Genomic DNA, 19625 nt, shown 5'->3' with positions numbered 1-19625 from the left:
CAATATCTTTTGCTAACTTATTATTAGTATGAATTAGACTAGAACAGGTAGCTTACTGAAAACACCGTCGATAGCAAGAAAAATGTAGGTCTATCAATATGTTACGGATGTCTAATATAAGAGGTTTCTAATATTTGCCTTTTCTCTGCTTGCGTATTTTTAAACTCAATTCCTGCTTCCTTGACTCAAGCCTTTGAATGGTAAGATTATTTAATCCTGGTTGTTGTAATGCGTTATTGATTTGCTGTATAGCCAGATTTAAATAACCTTCTAGTTCGTACTCGTGACTCGTTGCTTCAAGTGCTAAAGAAGTTTGTCCTTTAGAGAAATAAGCCTTGGCTAATTCGTTATAAACGATTGCACGCTTTTGTGTGCGTAGTTGAAGATTAAGAGTAATGATAGCCTGTTCATTTAATTTGGCGTCAACCAGGCTTCTAGCGTATCGAATGGAAACGGGTAAATAGTCTGGTAATAATACATTCAGGTTTTTTAAGATTTTTAGTGCTGCTTTTTGATTGTTTGCTTCGAGGTAGGCGTCTGAAAGAGCGAGTTGAATCCATGGGTGAGATTGTTCTCGGCTTAATTTTTTTAACAGAGTAATGGCTTTATTTGCCTGCTTGTTTTCAGTGTATGCCAGGCCAAGGGTATATCGTGAGACGATATCTATATTATCTGTTCTAAGCCCTTCCAGTTGTTTGACGAGCTGTTTTTTTGACTTGCTCATTTCTACAAGAATACGTGCCCGCACGAATTGAAAATTGAGGCTATCGTCAGGTAGTTTTCTATCTTCAGGTGCAATACGGTTTCGTGCTTCAGCAATACGAGTTGTACTCAGTGGGTGAGTGCGTAAGTATTCCATTTTCGCAATAATGTTATTAGATTCAGACTGTTGTAATAGCGTTTCAAAAAATCCAGCCATTCCATCCGGGTTAATGCCCGCATCTCTTAATACGCCAATGCCAATTCGATCTGCTTCGTGTTCATTTGCTCGGGTAAAGTTTATCTGTGACTGCATCATAGCGGCAGAACCACCATAAATTATTGCAGCACCTGCTTCGGGGTTTTGCGAGGCAACCAGTATACCGGCAAGAATCGTAGCAAACATGGTTGCAGGGCTAACATTTGATTCAGTCATAGCGCGTGCGAGATGTCGTTGTGTTACATGTGAGATCTCGTGAGCCATAACACCCGCCAGTTCACTTTCATTCTGGGCTGAAATAATTAAACCAGTGTGAAACCCCATGTTTGCATCGGGGCCGGCAAACGCATTAATGTTCGCAACCTTGAGGACAAAAATACGTATTTTTTTATCTGGCTGGCTACTGTGAGAGATTAATTTTTGCCCCAGATTAGTCATGTAATCATTTACTTCAAGATCAGTAACAAAAGGTACGCTGGCTTTTATAGTGCGATAGAACTGTTCACCCATGAGGTGTTCACGATAAGGCGTGAATTCCTGCTGAGTGGGGTCACCTAAAACAGGTAACTCTGCTTTGCTGTGTGCAGAAAGGCTTAATAATAGAACTGAAATAAGAGAGCTTAGGGTTTTTCTCATGTACATTTGAGTATTATACAAATTAAAGTGAAATTATATGACCATTGTAAAGAGAATTAGTGCTGAATAGTTGTTCTAAATAAAAATATGTGATGAGCTTTTGTTTTTATCTGTATTTAAAAGCCGTAAATAAAAAAACCACTTACACGTTAGTATAAGTGGTTTTTTGAACGGTTCGTTAAAACGACCCGTTTTATTTATCTATTAATAACTAGATAAATAAAGATTGAGTCGCGTCTGAGGACTCTTCGAAGTACGTTGCAGCACCTACATAGTCAACGCCATCAATAAATACGCCTGTGTCGTAGCCAAATAATTCAACAGTCATCTGGCAAGCAAGGAATTTAACTTCTGCTTCCTGACATAACTCACGTAGTTCAGCAATAGATGCAACACCACAGTTAGAGATTGTTTTCTTCATTAGTGTAGTTGCAATGCTGTCCATAAAAGGAACATTCCACATAACATTAGGGATTTTAGGGCCAAAATCAATCTTACGTAACCATTTAGGACCCATAGGCATTTTCATTGGCATAGAAGGGTTGCCAGTTGGTGTAACTTTAAGAGAGCTAGTGTCTTTTAAAAGTAGGTTCAGGCCATAGAAAGTGTAAAAAACAGAAACTGTCATGCCCAGAGCAGCAGCAGTACTTGCTAGAATGAATGGAGGGTATGCCCAGTCTAGTGTGCCTTTTGTTGCGATGATAGTCAGCTTTGGATCGCTCATGTGAATTCTCTCCTCAATTTAAGATAGGTCATTATTGACCGGTATTGGCTGTGTTGCTGGGTATCGCTGATGCTATTGACGCCAGTTTGCTGCCGTGAAAGACCAAATTTATAAAAATTAGTCGATCGTATTAGTTTTCAAACTCTAACCTTACATTCGAATGTGAATAAAAGGCAAGTCTTACGATAAAGTTTTTTTAGTCAAGCAGATAGAAGGTTAATGTAGATATGCTATGGTTAAGTGTATTTTTATACGTAACTAGTTGATAATTATAGTTATATATGAAAAACAGAAAGAGATGTCGAATGTATAATCAGGCGTGGCTCTTTAAATTAGAAAACGCTTATACTGCATATGATTGATTTATTCAGGTTAACACTTGCTAACAGATGACAAAAAGTGAGAGAATGCTCATCTATATTAATATATTATAATATTAGGTTCGGTTAGTTATGTTTGGTGTTAAAGAGTTAGATGTTAATACGCTTCAGTCATATATCGATGAAGGCAAAAAAATTCGTCTTTTAGATGTACGTGGTGTTGCTGAAATGGCGCAAGGTATGATTCCAAGTGCTGAAAAATTACCCTTACATACTTTACCTGCCCGTTTGAATGAAATTGAAACGGATGAAATGACGATTCTATATTGCCGTAGTGGTGCTAGATCAGCGCAGGGTGTAGGGTATATGGCGCAGCAGGGTTTTGATAATGTGTATAACCTGCGCGGTGGCATTATTGCCTGGGCACAAAATGGAATGCCTTTAATGGCTTAATAATTATATTTTCAGAATGATTTTAAAGGGCGCTCCTTGTGAGCGCCTTTTTTATTGTCTGCTATTTATGATGTGTAGTTTCAAAAGTCGAAATTCTTAAGTTTGGAAGTTTTTAGAAAAATAAATTTTATTTAATATTTGTTTAAATAAGAATCATCAATCAGTATTTAATGAAATTATTATATATAAAAATATATCCCTCGTTTGTTTGATTAATTGCGATTCATCTACTAAAACACTTTAAAAGAAGGCGTTTTCTCTTTTATTTTATTGACTTTTAAGAAGTGTTTTGAGACTGTCTAGCTCAAGCAAGGGCACGCATAAATAAGTTGTCAGGACACAGCATCAAAATAATAAATATTTAAGCGCAGTAAAGCGCATAACTCTCAATTTGAGGATAATAATTATGTCACGTGGTATTAAGAAGTCCTTAATCGCCCTATCAGTTTCAGGTGTTTTATTTGCACCATCTGCATTTGCAACAAATGGATATTTTGCACACGGTTACAGTACAACGGAAAAAGGTTTAGCAGGCGCAGGTGTTGCGCACTCACAAGATGCTATGGCTATTGCTACAAACCCTGCAGGTATTGCTGGCATGGGTGAGCGTATGGATGTGGGTGCTGCTCTGTTTAGCCCTAAGCGTTCTTATACAACTTCAGGTGCACCTTCAGATCAATGTGGAGCATTTGGGTGTTCTTTTAGTCTTACAGAGGGTGAGGTTGATAGTAATCTTGAGTTATTCTTGATTCCGCATTTTGCTTATAACTGGGCATTAGATAGCGACACTTCCTTTGCTTTAGCGGCATACGGCAATGGGGGTATGAACTCTAACTATAAAACAGGGCAGGCAAGATTTTCTCCTGCACAAGATGGAAATTTCGCAACGTTTGATGGTACTTTTGGTGCCAATGTAGCAGGTGGATCAGGTACAACTGGTGTTGATTTAAAACAGTTATTTATTAATGCGTCATATGCAATAAAACTAAATCAAGAACATTCGGTCGGTGCAAGTCTCATTTTTGCGTACCAGACTTTTGAGGCTAAAGGTCTTGAGGCGTTTGCAGGGTTTTCTAGTGATCCAGCGAATTTAACAGGTAATGGTCCTGATTCGTCTACCGGTTTTGGTGTTAAGTTAGGTTGGCAGGGTAAAATTGCTCCTTCTGTAACATTGGGTGCATCTTATCAGTCAAAAATGTCAATGGGTGAGTTTGACGATTATGCAGGTCTTTTTGCTGAGGGCGGGGGGTTTGATATTCCAGCAACGGCAACTATAGGTCTTTCGTGGAAAACCAGCGATAAATCAACACTGGTTGTTGATATACAGTCAATTTACTACAGTGATGTAGCTTCGTTAAACAATAGTATACAGCAGATGCTTCCTAGTTCAGGGCTTGGTCTTTGTAATCCAGCAGCATCTCCAGCAGCAGGCCCTGGTTGTTTAGGTGGGGCATCTGGCGCAGGTTTTGGCTGGGATGATATGACTGTTATAAAATTAGGATATGAATGGATGTCTGGAGACATGACTTACCGTGTTGGTGTAAGTAACGGAAGTCAGCCAATACCTGATGGAGAGGTTATGTTTAACATTCTGGCTCCAGCGGTTATGGAAACTCATATTACTGGTGGTTTCACAATGCCGTTAGGTTCTAACTCAGAGCTGGCTTTTGCAGCTATGTACGCGCCAAGTAATTCTGTTTCTGGTGGCAATCCTCTGGATGGTGCGCAAACAATTGAAATTGAAATGGATCAAATTGAGTTACAGGCAACATACTCAATGATGTTTTAAGTTTATTAAATTGTTATAAAAAAGCCGCCATTGTGCGGCTTTTTTTTTGTTGTGAGAAAAAGTTCAGGTAGAAGTAAGCTAATAAAAAATATTCCGTTAGTTTTTAATTAAATACTTATATATTGACTTGAATCATTTTTACGTTGACAAGTATCAGGTCGGCCGTTATTTTGGCTCCACGTTGTTAATGCGTGATCCTAATATAAAACACACCTTATCGATATAAGGGGACGGAGTTATTAAAATGAAGATAAAATTACTAACAAAAATTGCACTAGCAATGTTAGTTGGCGTGGTTATTTCAACTGCTCAAGCAGCTCAGGCTTTATTGCCTTTTGCACTGGCATCAAATGATGCGGGAACTATTGCAGACAAGGTTGCGGGTACTAAAAGTGCATTGTCTGAAAATGGTTTTGAAATTGCAGGTGAATACACACCATATAAAGGTGCTCATGTAATTGTGGTTACAAACGGTGAGTTAAAGAAAGCAGCTGCATCTCAGGAACGTGGTGGTTATGTTGCTGCCCAGCGTATTTCACTAACAGAAATGAGTGGTAAGGTTCAGGTTTCTTACACAAACCCTATTTATATGTCATACGCATACCGTGTGAATAATAAATTGCCTCAGACTACTGCTTCACTGAAAAAAGCATTAGGCCATGTTCAGGATTTTGGTCCTGCTGAAGGCATTGAGAGTGATGACTTAAATGATTACCACTATACATTTGGTATGGAATATTTTGATGAGCCATTAGAATTAAATTCTAAAGGTAGCCATGATGAAATGGTTTCGGTTATTCAAAAGAATTTAAGTGCAAAAACAAGTGGTGCATCTCAGGTATATAAAATTGAAATCCCTGGTACTTCACAGACTTTATTCGGTGTAGCAATGAAAGCGCCAAACGAAGGCAAGAAGTATATGGATGAAGGTTTCATCATGAGTGAAATCGATTTCAAACCTTTACGTTCAACAGCGCATCTACCATATGAAATTCTGGAAAATGGCAAAGAAGCTGAAGCACTGCATGCACGTTTCCGTATTGCAATTAACTTCCCTGATCTTGCTATGATGGGTGACAATAGCTTCATGAATATCATGGCTTCGCCTGATGCAATTCGTGATGTACTATCTGCTGTAGCCGGTGGTGAAGTTGAAGATGAAGATTTCTAAGGAATAGAAACTTTAACTTTAGTATTAATGAAAAAGCCCGGTTTACCGGGCTTTTTCTGTTTATATCATCTTTAAATCTATTTTGAAGAACCCTTCTGATTTTATCTGATATTTCCGGATTGCCTTAAAATATTTCAAAATCTGGTCATTTAAGTCCATAAAGAAAGTGGCGTGACCTGAGTATTAATCTAGGTTAAACTACGCGGCTTGCATATTCTTTAGTAAATGCAAAAAGAATATTAATTTTAAGGTTTTTCAACTAGTTACAGGCTTTTTGATAGAAATAATTGAGTCTGTGGCTGTTTATTAATAATTTGGAGACATTTAAGGTGGAAATGACCGGCGCTGAAATCGTTGTTCAAAGCCTGATAGAAGAAGGTGTAGAACATCTGTTTGGTTATCCTGGTGGTGCTGTATTGCATATTTACGATGCAATACATCAGCAGGATGAGCTACAGCATATACTCGTTCGACATGAGCAGGCGGCAACGCATGCAGCGGACGGTTATGCGCGTAGTACAGGTAAGCCCGGTGTCGTCCTTGTTACGTCTGGCCCTGGTGCTACAAATGCCGTAACCGGTATTGCAACCGCCTATATGGACTCCATTCCAATGGTGGTTTTGACTGGTCAGGTGCCTCGTCCATTGATAGGTAATGATGCTTTTCAGGAAGTTGATTCTGTTGGTATTACGCGACCGGTAGTGAAGCATAATTTTCTTGTGGAGGATGTTAAAGATCTGGCTTCCACGATTAAAAAAGCGTTCTATGTTGCGACCACAGGTCGCCCTGGTCCAGTTGTGGTTGATATCCCAAAAGATATCACTGCGCATAAGACTGAATTTTCATATCCTCGTGAAATTAAAGTTCGTTCATACCATCCAACGGTTAAAGGGCACTCTGGGCAGATCAAAAAAGCGTATGAGTTAATTCTTGAAGCTAAAAAGCCCATGATTTATAGCGGTGGCGGGGTTATTTTGAGCAATGCCAGTGACGAGTTGATTAAGTTCACTCAACTACTGGGTTCGCCAATAACCAATACTTTAATGGGTTTAGGGGCTTACCCTGCTAATGAGAAGCAGTTTGTGGGTATGCTGGGAATGCATGGCACCTATGAAGCAAATATGAGTATGCATAATTGTGATGTTCTAATTGCAATAGGTGCGCGTTTTGATGATCGTGTGACTGGAAATCTTGAAAAATTCTGTCCAGATGCACGTATTGTTCATGTAGATATTGATCCAGCAACTATTTCGAAAAATGTAAAAGTTGATGTGCCGATTGTTGGTGACGTGAAAGAGGTTGTAAACAAGCTAATTGGTCTGATAGAAGCTTCCGATCAACGACTTGATAGTGCGGCTCTGACTTCCTGGTGGCAACAAATAGAAGAATGGCGAGCTCAGGATTGCCTTAAATTTAATCGTGATACTGGAACAATTAAACCGCAGTTCGTTGTTGAGCAGTTGCATCAGGTAACAGAAGGTAATGCTTTCGTTACTTCGGACGTTGGTCAGCATCAGATGTTTGCTGCTCAATATTATGGGTTTAATAAACCACGTCGCTGGATTAATTCTGGTGGCCTGGGAACAATGGGCTTTGGTTTGCCTGCCGCGATGGGGGTGCAGCTTGCACATCCTGGAGAACCGGTTGCCTGTATTACAGGTGAAGGCAGTATTCAAATGTGTATTCAGGAATTGGCCACCTGTACACAGTATGGCATGCCGGTAAAAATTATTAATCTCAATAATGGTTTTCTGGGTATGGTGCGTCAATGGCAGGAGTTCTTTTATGATCGCCGTTATGCCAGTTCGTATATGGAATCGTTACCTGATTTTGTGGCACTGGCTGAAGCTTACGGTCATGTTGGTATTAGAGTTACAAAACCTGAGGATGTGCGTCAGGCGATTGAAGATGCATTTGGTAAATATAAAGATCGTACGGTATTCATTGACTTCATTATTGATAGAGAAGAAAACGTATATCCAATGATTCCTGCCGGTGCAGGTTTAAACGAAATGATCCTGGTTTAATGGTTATGAATGCTGTTATGAATAAACATATTATTTCTTTATTGCTGGAAAACGAGTCAGGTGCCTTATCACGTGTGGCTGGTTTGTTTTCTGCGCGTGCTTACAATATCGAGTCATTATCTGTAGCACCAACTGATGATGCAACATTGTCACGTATGACCATTGTTACTACAGGTACTGATGAGATTGTCGAACAAATACAGAAGCAGCTGAATAAGTTGGTGGATGTTGTAAAACTGGTTGATTTAACTGAATCTGAACATATTGAGCGTGAGTTGATGCTGGCAAAAGTTGAAGCTATTGGTGATGCTCGAGATGAGGTAAAACGTCTGGTTGATATTTTTAACGGACGTGTAGTGGATGTAACTGATTCTACCTATACCGTAGAAATTACAGATACACGTGACAAGCTGGATTCATTTTTAACATCATTATCCAGTATCAAGATTCATGAAGTGGTGCGCTCCGGCGCAATTGGCATTTCGAGTGGCGATAAAATACTCGCCGTTTAATTATTTTAAATTATTTAATTTTTTGAGAGCAGAACTATGAGCTTAAATATCTATTACGATAAAGACTGTAACCTTTCTTTAATCAAAGACAAAAAAGTAACTATCGTTGGTTACGGTTCGCAAGGTCATGCGCACGCATTAAACCTTAAGGATTCTGGAGTTGATGTAACTGTAGCACTACGTGCGGGTTCAAGTTCTGCAGCTAAAGCTGAGAATGAAGGCCTAAAAGTTTCATCAGTAGCAGATGCTGTTAAATCAGCTGATGTAGTGATGATTTTGACACCTGATGAATTTCAATCTTCATTATATAAAGATGAAATTGAGCCAAACTTAAAGCAAGGTGCAACAATGGCATTTGCTCACGGTTTTGCGATTCACTATAACTCAATCGTTCCACGTAGTGATTTAGATGTAATTATGATTGCACCTAAAGCGCCTGGTCACACAGTACGAAGTGAATTTGTACGTGGTGGTGGTGTTCCTGATTTAATTGCGATTTACCAGGATGCTTCAGGTACTGCAAAAGATTTAGCGCTTTCATATGCATCAGGTGTAGGTGGTGGTCGTACTGCGATTATTGAAACTACGTTTAAAGATGAAACAGAAACTGATTTATTTGGTGAGCAAGCTGTATTATGTGGTGGTGCTGTTGAACTGGTTAAAATGGGTTTCGAAACATTAACAGAAGCCGGTTATGCTCCAGAAATGGCATACTTCGAATGTCTGCATGAATTAAAGCTAATTGTTGATTTAATGTTTGAAGGCGGTATCGCTAACATGAATTACTCTATCTCAAATAACGCTGAGTACGGTGAGTATGTAACGGGTGATAAAGTTATCAATGACGAGAGTCGTAAAGCGATGCGTCAGGCGCTTAAAAATATTCAAAATGGTGAATATGCTAAACGCTTCATTCTTGAAGGAATGAGTAACTACCCTGAAATGACTGCGCGTCGTCGTAATAATGCAGCTCACCCAATTGAAGTTGTGGGTGGCGAGTTACGTAAAATGATGCCGTGGATTCAAGCTAATCAGATAGTAGATAAAACTAAAAACTAAAATAACAATCGAGGTTGCACAGAAGCAACCTGAATAGTTATTTATTTTGTGGTATAAATAAAGGGGCTCTAAGCCCCTTTATTTATTGTAGTTATAAAATTACTACGTTGTTAACAGTAAATCATAATGTAATCAGTCATCCCCGAATGCTTGTGTCGGGGATCTAGCGTCTTTAAGTGCTGCCAGATCACTGGATTCCCGACACAGCTATTCGGGAATGACGACATTATTCAGGCATAAAATATAAATTTATATTACTAATAATATGCAAAATAAAAAGAAACCATCATTTCGCCGCAGAGGCATTTATCTGTTACCTAATATTTTCACTACAGGTGCAATGTTTGCCGGTTTTTATGCCGTAGTTGCATCAATGAACGGGCAATTTGAGAAAGCTGCTATCGCTATTTTTATAGCGATGATTCTTGATGGGGTCGATGGCCGTGTTGCGCGCATGACGAATACCCAGAGTGAGTTTGGCGCTGAGTATGACAGTCTTTCAGATATGGTGTCTTTTGGCGTGGCGCCGGCTCTGGTTATGTATCAATGGTCTTTTTCATCTATGGTTGATATGGGTTGGCAATGGGGTAAGTTAGGCTGGATGGCGGCTTTTATTTATACAGCTTCAGCTGCATTACGTCTGGCCCGATTTAATACGCAGGTTGGTATTGCTGATAAGCGTTATTTTCAGGGTTTACCAAGTCCTGCAGCCGCAGCAGTTATAGCAGCCCTTGTCTGGGTGGGGGTTGATAATAATATTGCAGGTGCCGATGTCGCGGTATTTATGGTTATTATAACTATTGCGATGGGTGTAATGATGGTGAGTAATATCCTGTTTTATAGTTTTAAGGAGGTTCATTTCAAAGGAAAAGTACCTTTTTATACGATAATTATCGTAGTCTTGGTCCTGGCGCTGGCATCACTGGATATATCAAAAGCACTTCTTCTGGTATTTGGTTTATATGCTTTGTCAGGACCTGTATTAAGTATACGTAAGTTACGAAAGTTGACTAAAAAGAAATCACTCTAACTATTGCTGTGGAGTGAGTAATCAGACGATTTAAAAACCTGTCACGTACTTTATTATGTTACGGGCAGGTGTTTAAATTAAACTGAAATTAAGTCTTGGCAAACCTATCTGAAATAGATATAGTTTTACCTGTATGAACAAAAACAGAGCTAACAACCCTTTATTAGTTGTATCTTGTGAGTCTTTTGCAAGTAACGCTCTGTCCTGCCTGTTCCTGCTTCCTTTATGTGCGCTCACAAAACTACTGCCGTAGGGCAGACAATAAGTTCTGGCGAGGCGAAATACGCACAAAAAACACCCCTATTTAAATTGATTTGCAGGACAGACAGATCATGAGTAATGAAAAAAAATTAATTATATTTGATACAACTTTACGCGACGGTGAGCAAAGCCCGGGCGCGTCTATGACTAAAGACGAAAAAGTGCAGATCGCTAAAGCGCTTGAACGTATGAATGTCGATATTATTGAAGCCGGCTTCCCTATTGCGTCTGAAGGTGATTTTGAGGCTGTAAAAGCGGTAGCAGAAACGGTAAAAGATAGCACCGTTTGTGGGCTGGCAAGAGCGTTGGCTAGAGATATTAGCCGTGCTGGTGAAGCATTAAAAAAAGCTAATTCCTCACGAATTCACACCTTTATAGCTACATCGCCTATCCATATGGAAATGAAGCTGCGTATGCAGCCGGATGATGTTTTAAAGCAGGCTGTAGATGCGGTTAAGCTTTCGCGTCAATTTACCGATAATGTTGAATTTTCACCAGAGGATGCGGGTCGTTCAGAGCTGGATTTTTTGTGTCGTATTATCGAAGCGGTCATTGATGCCGGTGCTACAACCATCAATATACCGGATACGGTCGGTTATAACTTACCCAATCAGTTTGGTAATTTGATTAAAAATTTAATTGAAAGAATCCCTAATTCTGATAAAGCAGTATTCTCTGTGCATTGTCATAATGATCTGGGTCTTGCGGTAGCTAATTCATTATCAGCCGTATTAAATGGGGCGCGTCAGGTAGAGTGTACTATTAATGGTTTGGGTGAGCGTGCTGGTAATGCATCATTAGAAGAAGTTGTGATGGCTGTGCGTACACGGCAGGATTTGTTTGATTGTGACTCCCGGTTAGATACTACGCAAATTATGTCCTGTTCAAAATTGATTTCAAGCGTAACAGGTTTTCCTGTGCAGCCGAATAAAGCGATTGTTGGTGCGAATGCTTTTGCGCATGAGTCGGGTATACATCAGGACGGTATTTTAAAAAGTCGTGAAACGTATGAAATTATGCGTGCTGAAGACGTGGGCTGGAATGAAACACAGATAGTGCTTGGTAAACACTCAGGACGTAATGCATTTAAAACTCGCTTAAATGAGCTTGATATAGAGCTGGATTCTGAAGAAGATTTAAATGCTGCATTTTCTCGTTTTAAAGCGCTTGCCGATAAAAAGCATGAAATATTTGATGAGGATTTGCGTGCATTAATGGCAGACTCTAACTGGAGTGCGACTAATGAGCAATTTAAATTAATTAGTTTGCAAGTGTGTTCTGAAACCGGTGAAACACCTCATGCAAATGTAGTGGTTCAAGTAGATGGAAAAGAATCATCTGCTAGTGAGTATGGTAGTGGTCCGGTTGATGCCGCATTTAAAGCGATTGAAAAAATTGCACACAGTAATGCAGAATTGAAACTGTATTCTGTAAATAATATTACCAGTGGTACTGATTCGCAGGGTGAAGTATCTGTTCGGCTCTCTAAAGATGATAAGGTTGTCAACGGGCAGGGCGCTGATACAGATATAGTTATTGCTTCAGCCAAAGCATATATCAATGCGTTGAATAGAATAATGGTGCCAGATGCTGATCGTGCACATCCACAAATGGGTGATGTTTAATAAGTAATGCATCTGTCATTCTGAGTGATACCGAAAAATGACAGATGCATTTTTATTTATATTGATCTGCTTTCTTAAAATACGAATAAAAAATACAGGTTTTAATGTTTGTGGATAATGTTGATAACATAGAAAACTCTTCTCCGGTTACAGGTGTGTTATCGGAAAGTTTACGTTGCCAGTATCTTAATTCTATGGGTATACAAACCTGGTTTGATCCATCACTTGTTGTCCCGCAAGCTGAAACGGTTATAAAACAGGATGAGCAGTCTGAAGTCATCCAGTCATTAAATCGGGTAGATGTTAATTCTGTTTCAGCTCCCCGGTCTGTTGATTCAACTCATGTTATAAACGAAACAAAACCACCCTCTGAGAAAACGAATAACGGCCTGGGTGTGGTTACATCTAGAATAGAAGCATGTGAAATGTGTGAATTACATACCGTGCGCAAACAGGCAATTACAGGACAAGGGAATGTTAATGCGGAACTGTTTATTGTTATAGATGCACCGGTGAAAGATATTAATGATGAAAATGCATTATTAAATATTGAAAATAAAAAAATGCTTCAGGCAATGTTACAAACTATTGGTTACTCCCTGTCTTCAATTTACATCACTAGTTTAGTTAAATGTCGTCCACCTGAGCAGCGGGTGCCTCAGACATCTGAGATGATTTGCTGTGATGATCATCTGTCAGCTCAGATTAAGCTTGTCCAGCCAGATGTAATTATGATTTTAGGAGAGCTGGCGAGTCAGCAGTTATTGGTGAGTCAAAAGTCACTTACTGATTTACGTTTACGTCACCATAAGCATTTAGGTGTGCCTGTCTACGCTTCATATCATCCGCAAGAGCTGTTTAATTCGTCGGAAAACAAGCGCAAAGTGTGGGCAGATCTGCTACAAATAAGTAAGCATCTTAATAACTGAGCAGTTCAATCTTGTATGACTATTTTATATCCATGATAGAAGGTGTGCTGGAATCTGTAAAATCATATGTTTTATTCTGACCAGGTAATGCGAGGTTATAGTCAGAGTGTTCATACTATAAATTAAGAATATAATATAATTATAAATTCAAAAAATAAATAAATATGGCAGTAAACCCTGAAATAGATCTGGTGAATGGTTTTCGAGAAATGATGGCGGATGATATACCTGCGATTATGGAAATAGAAAATAAGGTTTATACGCATCCCTGGACTGTGGGTATATTTAATGACTGTATGCGAGTAGGTTATAACTGCTGGGTTTATTATGAGGATGATGAATTATTAGCATATGGCCTGGTATCGGTAGCCGTAAATGAAGCGCACATTTTAAATTTATGCGTATCACCTGATGCTCAGGGTAAAGGACTGGGTAAGCGAATGTTGTATAAATTAATGCAATTAGCAGCAGAAAGGCAGGGTAATTCCATATTTCTGGAAGTGAGAGAGTCTAATCTGATTGCTCAAAAATTATATGATCAGGAAGGTTTTAATCGAATCGGTTTAAGAAAAAACTATTACCCTTCTGAGGATGGTAGGGAGGATGCTCTGGTGTACGCTAAAGAGCTAAATCTGGATGAGGAGCCCTGATGAAAATTGCCCAACAGAAAATGCTGTATACAGGAGTGGCTTTAGTTTTAGTCATGGCGGCATATTTCGGTTGGTTGCGTGTAACTAATTATTTTTATTATCAGGAAGTGCCGGAACACTGGCAGGTTATGCCCTTGCCTGAATTGCAATCGCCAACAGTTTTGCGAGCAGTGTATGTGGAGAATCCCCGTTTTAAATCATTGACAGACTCACAGATAAATAAAATTCTCGATAGAACAACTGAGTTGGTGTCGCAGCATTTATTTGCTGAAGTTAAATTCGAGCGTAAAGCTGATTTAAGTGTTCAGACGTTATTTGATGTTTTGCCATATGTAGCAAAAAAAAATCAGTCAGAAAAAATAATTTTTATTGATGATAAAAAGAATGAGCTGGATTCATTTAATAAAATTAGGAATTCAATATCATTACAAATACAGAATAGTGCCAGTTCTGAGCAATCGCAAATTGATTATGCAGGCCCTTATTTAATAGAGAAAAAAGAAATTAAAAACCTTGATGGGTTAACAGCTGAATTATCAAAAACATTAATACATCGACATCAGTTCTGGATGCAGCAACTGGCAAATGATGGAAAGCCAGTTTTAGATGGTTCTTCATATAATCAATGGATTTACTGGGATGCCCTGGGTTATGGGAAATTACCTTATGATGTGATTATTACTAATCAGTTGGTTGCTAGTATTGAAGAAAACGGGATGCCTGTGCATACCTGTTTACGTGGTGGTATAAATGGAGGAAATACAACATACAGTAAACTGGGGTTATTAGGTGGTTTTGTTTTTGTTAGTGCATTTCAAATGATGAATAATAATGAGCTTCTGGCTATGTTGCGTGAAGATGAAACATATTCTGAACAGCAGATAATTGACTATACAGCGGCAACCGTAACCCACGAATTAGGGCATTTACTATTTCACTATGCCCACCCGTTTAATGCGCAAAGCTGCATCATGAATCCAACCCCGTTATTACATTATCGGCAATGGTATGAGCAGTTGGATGTGGGGGCCTGTCAATTGCTTAATTCCCCAATGCAGCAGCCGGGGGCGGCTAGAATTACCTACAATACGAAATGGTAAAAAGCATTTCCTTTTCTTTTATTGTCCTGTTTATTGTATAATCACGCTTCTACGTTAGTCTGAGTTAATTCACACTCGATATTGAATTACTCGAGTAAATGCTGTGATGTAGCATTTATATCCCTTATAAAATTTCTGGTAAATACTTATGAATAATAAAATATTAGCTGCTTGTACGGTTGTGACAACTGTCTTTTCGAATAATGTTGTTGCAACGAATGGTGACTCTCTTATTGGTCTTGGTGCCATTTCTCGTGCTATGGGAGGCACAGGGATTGCGCATTTTGCAGGAGCTGAATCAGCATTGAAAAACCCTGCAATTCTGGCAAAACAGGAAGGCCTGGAAGTTATGTTTGGAGGAACTTTTTTTGCACCGGATGTTGAAGTTACAAAAAATGGAAGCCCTCAGGACATGACTGCAGTCAGTGATGCTAAAGAGAATATGATTCCTGAAGTTGCGATTGCTCATACACTCGGTGATGGCTGGGTTATTGGGGTTGGCATGTTTGGTTCGGCAGGTATGGGTACCGACTGGCGTGACAGTGCGCCAATGCTAGACCCTACAACAGGTCAGGTAGGTCTTTATGGAATGCGTTCAAATTTGTTATTGTTAAAGTTTGCTGTTCCTGTTGCTTATGGGCAGGATAACTGGTCTATCGGTTTTGCTCCGGTGATGCAGTATGGTGCGCTGGATCTGGCATTTACTACGTCAAATACGGATCAGTTCGGGGCTTTTAATACACCAAATACCAAACAGGTTGGTCAGGGGTCGTCATATGATTTTGGTATGGGTTATGATCTGGGTTTTGCATATGAAATACCGGATGCGGGCATAACGCTGGGTCTGGTTTATGAGTCGGCTATTGGTATGACGTATGACCATCAGATTAGTAATGCTGCGAGTGCTTTTGGTTACGGCACGCCAGGGGCATTACCTAATTTTTCTGATGATCTTGAACAACCAGCTCATATTGGTTTCGGTATTGACTGGAATAGCAATGATCTGATGTCTGTCACTTTTGATGTTAAAAGCATTAAATGGGGAGAGGCTGAAGGTTACAAAGATTTTGGCTGGGAGAATCAAACAGTATATGCGTTAGGTGTAGAGTATATAATTGACAGGCTGGCCCTCAGATTTGGTTATAACTACGGTAAAAATCCGATTGAAAATAGTGTAGATACAACGCCTGTCTTTGCCGCACCGTCTGCACCTACAAATGGTGATGTATTGAACACCTTTAATCACATAATGTTTCCTGCAATTACAGAGCAACATTTTACGGCCGGATTTGGTTATACATTCTCAAAACATGTATTACTCGATATGGCTTTCACTTTTGCCACGAGTCAGGATGTGACAGTCTCAGCAACAACGACTGGTCTGGGAGATCTGACTGTAACGAATGACCAGATTGCAATAACAGCAGGCATTAAATATCAGTTCTAAGTTGATTGTTTGATATGGATATCGGGTAAAAACAGTTAGCCCGATATTCATGTTTTTCTGAAGTATGAAGACCAGAGGTATTTTAGTACGGTGCGGATTTCATAACGATTTTAGCGTTTTCTCTTATGCTCTCAAATATTGTATAATCTCATTCCCTAATTTATAGCCTTAACTGACACCGTCTATGTCTGAATTACTCGAACAAATGCAGCGCCGTCGTACCTTTGCGATTGTTTCTCACCCAGATGCGGGTAAAACAACTTTAACCGAAAAATTACTACTATTTAGTGGTGCAATACAGACTGCGGGTACGGTTAAAGGTCGCAAGGCCGCGCGTCATGCAACATCTGACTGGATGGAGCTTGAGAAACAAAGGGGTATTTCGGTTACTTCATCAGTTATGCAGTTTCCATATAATGATTGCATAATTAATCTGTTAGATACGCCTGGACATGCTGACTTCTCTGAAGACACCTATCGAACCCTTACTGCTGTTGATTCAGCGTTAATGGTAATTGATGCGGCTAAAGGGGTTGAGGAACGTACGATTAAGTTAATGGATGTATGTCGATTGAGAGATACACCTATATTGACGTTTGTAAATAAAATGGACCGAGAGGCGCGTGACCCGATTGATCTGCTTGATGATGTAGAGAATATATTAGATATTAAATGCGCACCGATGACCTGGCCAATTGGTATGGGGAAAGGTTTTAAAGGTGTATTTCATTTATACAATGATTGTGTTCATTTATTTAGTGCTACTCATGGCGGTAAAATTCTGGAAGGTGAGACAATACAGGGTCTGGATAACCCGGAGCTGGATGAAAAATTAGGAGAACTTGCGGCAGAGTTGCGTGATGAGATTGAGCTGGTTAAAGGCGCGAGTCACGAGTTTGATCTGGGTGCGTATCGTGAAGGTAAATTAACACCGGTGTTTTTTGGGTCTGCGATTAATAATTTTGGTATAAAAGAGTTACTTGATTCACTTGATGAGTTTGCACCACAACCAAGAGGTCGTGATGCAGGTGCACGATTTATCGAGTCAACTGAAGAGAAATTTACCGGTTTTGTATTTAAAATTCAGGCTAATATGGATCCACAGCATCGGGACCGTATTGCTTTTATGCGTGTCTGTTCTGGTAAGTTTGAAAAAGGTATGAAGACGAAACATGTCCGTATACAAAAAGATATAAAGCTGAATGATGCGATGACGTTTATGGCCTCCGATCGAGGTCATACAGATGTAGCCTATGCAGGGGATATAATAGGGATACATAATCATGGCACGATACGAATAGGTGATACATTTACAAATGGTGAAGATTTGCAGTTTGCAGGCATTCCAAATTTCGCCCCCGAATTATTTCGTCGTGCACAATTACGTGATCCGTTAAAAATGAAAGCATTGCAAAAAGGCTTAATACAGCTTTGTGAAGAAGGTGCAACTCAGCTTTATCGGCCTTTAAATAATAATGACCTGATTCTCGGTGCGGTAGGTATATTACAGTTTGATGTGGTTGCTCACAGACTGCAGCATGAATATAACGTTGATTGTACCTTTGAGCATGTCAATGTAACGACGGCACGATGGGTTGTTTGTGAAGATGAAAAAATCATGACTAAATTCAAAGATAAAGCAGCTTCAAATTTGGCATTAGATCATGCAGGTGATCTGGTATACATAGCTCCAACACGTGTAAATTTAGATATGACGCAAGAGCGATATCCGGAAGTTAAATTTCTGGCTACTCGTGAACACGGTGTGTATGAGATATAAAACACTGGTGATAAATAATGGAAAATTTGTTGGGTTATTAATTAATGGTTCAGTTAAAACTGTAAGTTAATCTTTTTGCAGTATCATTTTGTGTAGAACCAGAGTGCATTAAAATGATTGTTTATTTTAGAGGCGCATACACAAAACGATCGAGCTTATTCTTGTATATGTGAATATGCAGTCCCATCTCGGGATAAATCCAGAGTTGCGCATCTTCATCTAACGGCTTTTCTTCAGTTGCCATGCCAAAATTCTGGCGTATGGTGTCTAGCCCATAATCGACTGAGGGAATATAAGTAATAGTTGAAATTGCAGTGTTTAAATAGCGCATTTCAGTTTTATTATCAATTGGGTGAAACTGAATTCTCTGAGTATTCGAGATATTTTTAACTGAATTAGCTATTTCTTCGAGTTCGTCCTGATTAAGCTGGTAAGTTAAGGTTATTTTAGTGATCAACCCGCCAATGATTAATTCATTGTAGTTTGCGATTAATTGATAAGTTTTATAATCGTTAGAATCTGTAGTGATTTGAAGTCGAGTTTCTGCAAAACTGGCAAATATCTGATTGGCATCCTGAATACTGGTCTTACCGAGTGTTATGCCAAATACGCGTAATGAGCCATTCTTAAGCTTATCTACTTCCCAGGGCATTGTGTCCAGTTGAGCTGTGGGCTCATGCTGTCCAATAACGGCAATCATCATTGCCGTGCCTATCATTAGAAAAATTAAAAAAGTTCTATTCATTTTTGCAGTAAATTTCTTTAGAAACCTTATTTATATACTATATTTAACAGTTATACAGAATTATTTGTTATGACGCCATCTGGGATGTGAATATTTGGCAGTTTTGGCTCTAAAATACTCATTTATGTGAAATATGAATGTGTTATTGCTATTGTTGATTAGCATGAGATTATCAGTGGTTTATATCAATTGATCATGCTGTCACTGTAAAACCAGTGCCTATTAAGAGAAGTGTCATAGCGTTGAGATGAGGTGAAATATTATGGATTATTGTGTAAATAATAGTTTCTCTGAAGTCACAGTTAGCGAATGTCGAGAGATTAAAAGTTTCGCAATATAGTGCCTGCAAGGGTAGGTATTAAAAAAGGGAAACTAATTTTCTATTTTGATGGGCGATCATTAGAATGTTTTTGTGTTGAAATGTAGCCAGGATGAGAACGTTAGGTTG

General features: G+C 39.2%; 16 protein-coding genes. 13 read left to right on the top strand and 3 right to left on the bottom strand.

The window, feature by feature from the left end:
- Window positions 1-127: 127 nt before the first annotated feature.
- On the bottom strand, window positions 128-1561 hold the full coding sequence (locus DIZ80_05475) for a hypothetical protein (GenBank protein ID RDH84915.1): 1434 nt from the start codon (window positions 1559-1561) through the stop codon (window positions 128-130).
- A 205-nt stretch (window positions 1562-1766) separates the two neighbouring features.
- Window positions 1767-2279 (bottom strand): peroxiredoxin family protein, encoded by a 513-nt coding sequence (locus DIZ80_05470; protein RDH84914.1) that lies wholly within the window; start codon window positions 2277-2279, stop codon window positions 1767-1769.
- A gap of 452 nt (window positions 2280-2731) precedes the next feature.
- Between DIZ80_05470 and DIZ80_05465 the strand changes: the two genes are divergently transcribed.
- The 13 genes from DIZ80_05465 to DIZ80_05405 all read left to right on the top strand — a co-directional run bounded on the left by DIZ80_05465 (window position 2732) and on the right by DIZ80_05405 (window position 18432).
- Entirely contained in the window at window positions 2732-3052 is a 321-nt protein-coding gene (locus DIZ80_05465; protein ID RDH84913.1) for a sulfurtransferase, read from the top strand.
- 406 nt (window positions 3053-3458) lie between these two features.
- Window positions 3459-4841, top strand: a complete 1383-nt coding sequence (locus DIZ80_05460; protein ID RDH84912.1) for a hypothetical protein — start codon at window positions 3459-3461, stop codon at window positions 4839-4841.
- Window positions 4842-5085: 244 nt separating this feature from the next.
- A complete protein-coding gene (locus tag DIZ80_05455; protein RDH84911.1) occupies window positions 5086-6012 on the top strand; it encodes a hypothetical protein in 927 nt (308 codons plus the stop codon).
- Window positions 6013-6347: 335 nt separating this feature from the next.
- The gene (locus tag DIZ80_05450; protein RDH84910.1) at window positions 6348-8039 is read left to right on the top strand and encodes an acetolactate synthase 3 large subunit; all 1692 of its coding nucleotides are present in this window, start codon (window positions 6348-6350) and stop codon (window positions 8037-8039) included.
- Between the two features lie 17 nt (window positions 8040-8056).
- Window positions 8057-8551: an acetolactate synthase small subunit gene (locus DIZ80_05445; GenBank protein ID RDH85047.1), complete on the top strand. Its 495-nt coding sequence runs from the start codon at window positions 8057-8059 to the stop codon at window positions 8549-8551.
- A 36-nt stretch (window positions 8552-8587) separates the two neighbouring features.
- The gene (locus DIZ80_05440; protein ID RDH84909.1) at window positions 8588-9610 is read left to right on the top strand and encodes a ketol-acid reductoisomerase; all 1023 of its coding nucleotides are present in this window, start codon (window positions 8588-8590) and stop codon (window positions 9608-9610) included.
- Between the two features lie 265 nt (window positions 9611-9875).
- Window positions 9876-10640, top strand: a complete 765-nt coding sequence (pssA, locus tag DIZ80_05435) for a CDP-diacylglycerol--serine O-phosphatidyltransferase (protein ID RDH84908.1) — start codon at window positions 9876-9878, stop codon at window positions 10638-10640.
- A gap of 332 nt (window positions 10641-10972) precedes the next feature.
- Window positions 10973-12526 carry a 2-isopropylmalate synthase gene (locus DIZ80_05430; GenBank protein ID RDH84907.1) on the top strand — a complete coding sequence of 518 codons (1554 nt, stop codon included), beginning with the start codon at window positions 10973-10975 and terminating at the stop codon, window positions 12524-12526.
- Between the two features lie 104 nt (window positions 12527-12630).
- Window positions 12631-13455 (top strand): hypothetical protein, encoded by an 825-nt coding sequence (locus tag DIZ80_05425; GenBank protein RDH84906.1) that lies wholly within the window; start codon window positions 12631-12633, stop codon window positions 13453-13455.
- A 209-nt stretch (window positions 13456-13664) separates the two neighbouring features.
- On the top strand, window positions 13665-14105 hold the full coding sequence (gene rimI, locus DIZ80_05420) for a ribosomal-protein-alanine N-acetyltransferase (GenBank protein ID RDH85046.1): 441 nt from the start codon (window positions 13665-13667) through the stop codon (window positions 14103-14105).
- On the top strand, window positions 14105-15205 hold the full coding sequence (locus DIZ80_05415; GenBank protein RDH84905.1) for a hypothetical protein: 1101 nt from the start codon (window positions 14105-14107) through the stop codon (window positions 15203-15205). Before rimI ends, DIZ80_05415 begins: the two co-directional genes overlap by 1 nt.
- 148 nt (window positions 15206-15353) lie before the next feature.
- Window positions 15354-16652 (top strand): aromatic hydrocarbon degradation protein, encoded by a 1299-nt coding sequence (locus DIZ80_05410; GenBank protein ID RDH84904.1) that lies wholly within the window; start codon window positions 15354-15356, stop codon window positions 16650-16652.
- A gap of 184 nt (window positions 16653-16836) precedes the next feature.
- Complete coding sequence (locus DIZ80_05405) at window positions 16837-18432, top strand: peptide chain release factor 3 (protein ID RDH84903.1); 1596 nt, start codon at window positions 16837-16839, stop codon at window positions 18430-18432.
- A gap of 121 nt (window positions 18433-18553) precedes the next feature.
- On the opposite strand, the gene DIZ80_05400 is transcribed toward DIZ80_05405, so the two are convergent.
- Complete coding sequence (locus tag DIZ80_05400) at window positions 18554-19177, bottom strand: hypothetical protein (protein ID RDH84902.1); 624 nt, start codon at window positions 19175-19177, stop codon at window positions 18554-18556.
- Window positions 19178-19625 lie beyond the last annotated feature (448 nt).

The sequence above is a fragment of the endosymbiont of Galathealinum brachiosum genome, assembly GCA_003349885.1.
In the GTDB taxonomy this organism is placed as follows: Bacteria; Pseudomonadota; Gammaproteobacteria; order SZUA-229; family SZUA-229; genus SZUA-229.
This window is presented reverse-complemented; position numbering and strand designations above follow the sequence as displayed.